This is a genomic window from Cetobacterium sp., from assembly GCF_048470075.1.
Classification (GTDB): domain Bacteria; phylum Fusobacteriota; class Fusobacteriia; order Fusobacteriales; family Fusobacteriaceae; genus Cetobacterium_A.
Window position 1 is genome coordinate 1 of sequence record NZ_DBGBQB010000300.1, and the last position, 4,971, is coordinate 4,971.

General features: G+C 30.8%; 3 protein-coding genes. 2 read left to right on the forward strand and 1 reads right to left on the reverse strand.

All coding sequences use genetic code 11. The features are described from left to right. The first annotated feature begins 112 nt into the window (after positions 1 to 112). Positions 113 to 1,435, forward strand: coding sequence for an MATE family efflux transporter (locus ACMOUI_RS10435; protein ID WP_418965637.1), 1,323 nt, complete (start codon positions 113 to 115; stop codon positions 1,433 to 1,435). Further along, positions 1,432 to 3,771: a bifunctional glutamate--cysteine ligase GshA/glutathione synthetase GshB gene (gene gshAB, locus ACMOUI_RS10440; protein ID WP_418965638.1), complete on the forward strand. Its 2,340-nt coding sequence runs from the start codon at positions 1,432 to 1,434 to the stop codon at positions 3,769 to 3,771. The genes ACMOUI_RS10435 and gshAB overlap by 4 nt, the downstream gene beginning before the upstream one ends. Here gshAB and ACMOUI_RS10445 read toward each other — a convergent pair. Then, the coding region (locus tag ACMOUI_RS10445; RefSeq protein WP_418965639.1) for a dicarboxylate/amino acid:cation symporter at positions 3,766 to 4,971 on the reverse strand (1,206 nt) is incomplete at its 5' end. The two genes, gshAB and ACMOUI_RS10445, sit on opposite strands and share 6 nt — an antisense overlap.

Below are 4,971 nucleotides of genomic sequence, written 5' to 3' on the forward strand. Positions count from 1 at the left end.
GTGTTATAAGAAAGATATGTTTTATACATATCTTTTTTTATTTAGTTTGACAAATAGAAGTAAAAGTGTTAAAACTATATTAGAAAATTCTAATATAGTTTAAGGAGAGTTTATGAAAAAGATAGATTTAACTAGGGGAGATATAAAGAAAATCCTTCTCTCACTGGCATTTCCCATAATGGGCTCATCATTTTTACAGATGATATATGGATTGGTAGATATGTTTTGGGTGGGTAAAATTGGTAGTAACGCTGTTGCAGCAGTAGGAACTGCAAGTTTTTTTATAAATTTAGGATATGCAATTAACTCCATGGTTGTAATGGGAGCTGGAATTAAAATTTCTCATGTGATTGGAGCAAAGGATACAGAGAACACAAAGGAGTATATAAAAGCTTCCTGTACTTTAAACTTTTTAATGGTCATATCTTTTATAGTTCCAGTTGTGATTTTTTCAAAAAATTTAGTACAATTTTTTAATCTGGAAAATGATGTTGAAAATATGGCTCAGATATATTTAGTTATAGGTACTTTTGGATTAGTTTTTAAATTTTTTAATTTTTTATACACAAGAATTTTAAATAGTTATGGTGAAAGTAAGCTCCCCTTTAAAATTAGTAGTATAGGGGTTATTTTAAATATAGTTTTAGATCCAATATTTATTTTTGTATTTGATTGGGGAGTCGCTGGAGCAGCAATAGCTACGGTTTTAGCAGAAGGAATAAATACATATTTATTTGTAAAAAAATCAAAAGATTATTTTAAAGTTGAGAGCTATATTTCAAAAAGTTGGAATAGAATGAAGGAGATAATGAGTTTAGGAACACCGATTGCTATTCAAAGAGTTCTTTTTACTGGATTTGGTATAGCAATAGCGAAAATTATATCTCAGTGGGGTCCAGATGCTATAGCAGCTCAAAAGATAGGACTTCAAATTGAGTCGATAACTTTTATGACTATTGCGGGTCTACAGGGAGCGGTTTCAAGTTTTATAGGGCAAAACTATGGAGCTGGTTTGGAGGATAGAATAGAACATGGATATAAAACAGCAATCTCTTTATGTACAGCGATTGGACTTGGGACCACTGCAATATTTATATTTTTCCCAAGTTATTTAGTGAAAATATTTGTAAATAAACCAGAAACTGTAGAGATATCTGTAAATTATATGAGAATAATTGGTCTATCGCAACTGTTTATGTGTTATGAGATTGTTACAAATGGAGCTTTTAGTGGAATAGGAAAGCCAAAAATCCCATCAATAATAAGTATAATATTTACTTCATTAAGGATACCAACTGCTTTGATTTTATCAAGAGAGGAGTATTTTGGGTTAAATGGAGTATGGATAAGTATATCGTTATCAAGTGTAATAAAAGGAATTTTATCGCCATTAGTTTTTAGGGGATACTTAAAAAAAGGAGTTGGTAAAAAATGAGTATTTTAGAGAGTGTTATAAGAGAAAACTCTTTGGGAAGAGATATGAAAAATGGAAGATTTGGTATTGAAAAGGAGAGTTTAAGAGTTAAAGAAAATGGAGAGTTAGCAACAACTCCTCATCCTGAAATTTTTGGTGAAAAAACTAAAAATCCATATATAACAGTTGATTTTTCAGAAAGCCAGATTGAGATGATTACTCCAATACAAAATAGTGTGAAGGAAGCGTACAATTTTTTAAAAAATATTCATGAGATAGTTGCAACTAATTTAGAGAATGAGTATCTTTGGTCTCAAAGTGTACCTCCAATTTTGCCCTCTGAAGAGTTAATACCAATTGGAAAATTTCCAGAAAATAAGGAGCTAGAGGAGTATAGGGAAAATTTAAGTTTAAAATATGGAAGAAAAAAACAGCTATTGTCAGGAGTTCATTTTAATTTCTCTTTTGAAGAGGACTTTTTAAAGGAGCTATATAACCTAACACAAGAGAGGGTGTCTTTTAAAGAGTTTAAAAATAATGTCTATTTAAAGATAGCTAGAAATTATTTTAAATATGGATGGATGATTATATATCTATTGGGAGCTAGCCCAGTTATTCATGAAACATATCTTAAAAAATGTATAGATAGAATGAAAAGATTTACTGAGGATACATACTATTCAGAGGATACGGTGTCCTTTAGAAATGGTAGCTGTGGATATAGAAATGAAAAAGATTTTTTTGTTAATTATGAGAGTGTGGATAGTTATGTGAGCAGTTTAAAAAAACTTGTGAAAAATGGGAATATCTCAAATGTAAAGGAATACTATAGTCCAATTAGATTGAAAACTAAAAATCCTAAAAATATGTTAGACGAGTTAAATAAGAGTGGTATTGAGTATTTAGAGTTTAGATCAATAGATTTAAACCCGTTTTCAGAGATAGGGATAGAGAGAATGGATTTAGAGTTTTTACATCTTTTTATAGTGTTCCTATTTTTAAAAAATGATGAAACTTTTGAAGAGAAAGATTATTTTAGATATCTTAAAAATCAGGAGATTTTAGCTAATAGAGGAAATTCTAAAAAGTTTAAACTGATCTGTTGTGAAGATAGGAATGTTTCTCCAAGAGAGTATTCTATGGTTATTTTAGATGAAATGGAAAAACATTTAAAAGATATAGGCTCTTTTACAGATAGAGATAGAGAGGTATTGCAATATCAAAAAAATAAGATTGAGAATGGCGAACTTTACTCAGATAGAGTTTTAAAAGAGGTGGAGCAAAATGGTTTTATAAAATTTCATATTGATAAAGCAAAAGAGTTTTTATATGAGATGGAAAGAACTCCATATACTTTAAAAGGGTTTGAGGATTTAGAACTATCTACACAAATACTTTTAAAAGGAGCTATAAAAAATGGTATTAATTTTGAAATTTTAGACAGAGAAGAGAACTTTATATACTTGGAAAAATATGGAAATATACAATATGTGAAACAAGCTACAAAGACATCGCTGGATTCCTATGTGACAATGCTCATTATGGAGAATAAAGTTGTAACTAAAAAAGTTTTAGAAATGAAGGGTATAGTGGTTCCCCAAGGAAAGGATTACTTCAATATTAAGGATGCCAAAGATGACTATAAAAAATATGGAGCGGGAGTTGTAATAAAACCTAAATCCACAAATTTTGGGCTTGGAATTACAATATTTAAAGATAGTTTTTCAAATGAGGACTATAATAGAGCATTGGAGATGGCTTTTAATGAGGATAACTCCGTACTTATAGAGAGATTTGTAAGGGGAAAAGAGTATAGAATATTTGTTATTGGTGATGAGGTAGCAGGTATCCTACACAGAGTTCCAGCTAATGTGAAAGGGGATGGAAAACGAAGTATAAGGGAGTTGGTAGAGAGGAAAAACTTGGACCCTTTGAGAGGAGTTGGGTATAAAACTCCTTTGGAAAAGATAAAGTTAGAAGAACCTGAAAAGTTATTTTTAAAGGGACAGGGACTGACTATAGATTATATTCCTAAAAAAGATGAGATTATATACTTGAGAGAAAACTCAAATATAAGTACAGGTGGAGATAGTTTAGACTATACAGATGAGATTCCAAATATTTATAAAGATATAGCTATAAAGGCAGCTCAAGCAGTGGGGGCTAAAATATGTGGTGTGGATATGATGATAGAGGACATAAAAAAGTTGAATCCAGAGAATAACTACGCAATAATAGAGCTAAATTTTAACCCAGCAATACATATTCATTGCTATCCATATAGAGGAAAAAATAGAAATTTAGGAGAGAAAATCTTAAAAGCATTGGGATATATAGATAAAAAAAGAGGTTTATAAAACCTCTTTTTCTTTATTTAATATACTCTCCATAATAACTGCACATGAAGCATCTCCTAAAATATTGGTAGAAGTTCTCATCATATCCATTATTCTATCTATTCCAAATACCAGAGGAAGAGCTATAACAGGGACACCAGCAGCAGCTAAAACTGCAACAACAAGTAGAGATGGTCCAGGGACACCAGCGGTTCCAACAGCTCCAAGAACAGATGTAAGAACTATAGCTATATACTCACTTGGTCCAAGGTGAACTCCAAACATCTGTGCAAAAAACATAGTTACAAGTCCATAGAGCATAGCATTTCCATTCATATTAACAGTAGCACCAAGTGGTAAAATAAATGAAGCGGTTGAATTTTTAACACCCAGCTTTTTACAGCACTCAGTATTAACTGGTAAAGTTGCCATAGAAGAAGCAGTTGAAAATGCTAAAATCTGAGCAGGAGCAGTTTTCTTTATAAATTTAATTGGAGATATTCCAGTAAAAATTTTAACAAAACCAGGTAGCATAACAAAGTGTATCAATCCAAGAGCTAAAGTAAATACTAAAAATAGTTTAGTAACCAATAGAAGTATATTGATACCAAAGAGTGCAATGGAGTTAGCCATTAGTGCAAAAACACCAAATGGTGCAAGAAGAAGTATTTTTTCAATCATTTTTATTAAAGTTTCATTAACTGTCTCTAAAAGATCTATAATTGGTTTTTGCTTTTCATCTGATACTTTAGATAGACATAGCCCAAAGAATAGTGAAAAGAATATAATTTGTAAAATATTACCCTCTATTAAAGATTTAAAAGGGTTGTCAGGAATTATATTTATAATAGTTCCCCAGAAATCAAGACCAGAATTTGCACTGGCGTAAGCTCCCTCTTTTGCTAATAGAGAGGTAGGAACAACAACTCCAATACCAGGATTGAAAATATAACCCGCTCCAATTCCAATAATAACGGCAATGCATGATGTAAGTAGATAATAACCTAAAGTTAGAAATCCAACTTTACCAGCTGATTTAGTTTTTCCTAGGGATATAGCTCCAAGAATGATATTGAAAAATACCAAAGGGACAATAAGCATTGTAATTAATTTTAAAAATATATCTCCTAAAGGGGCAAAAATAGCTGCTTTGTCTTTTAAAAAAATTCCAGCAATTATACCTAAAAACATAGAGATAATTATAGTTGTACTGTTATTAAG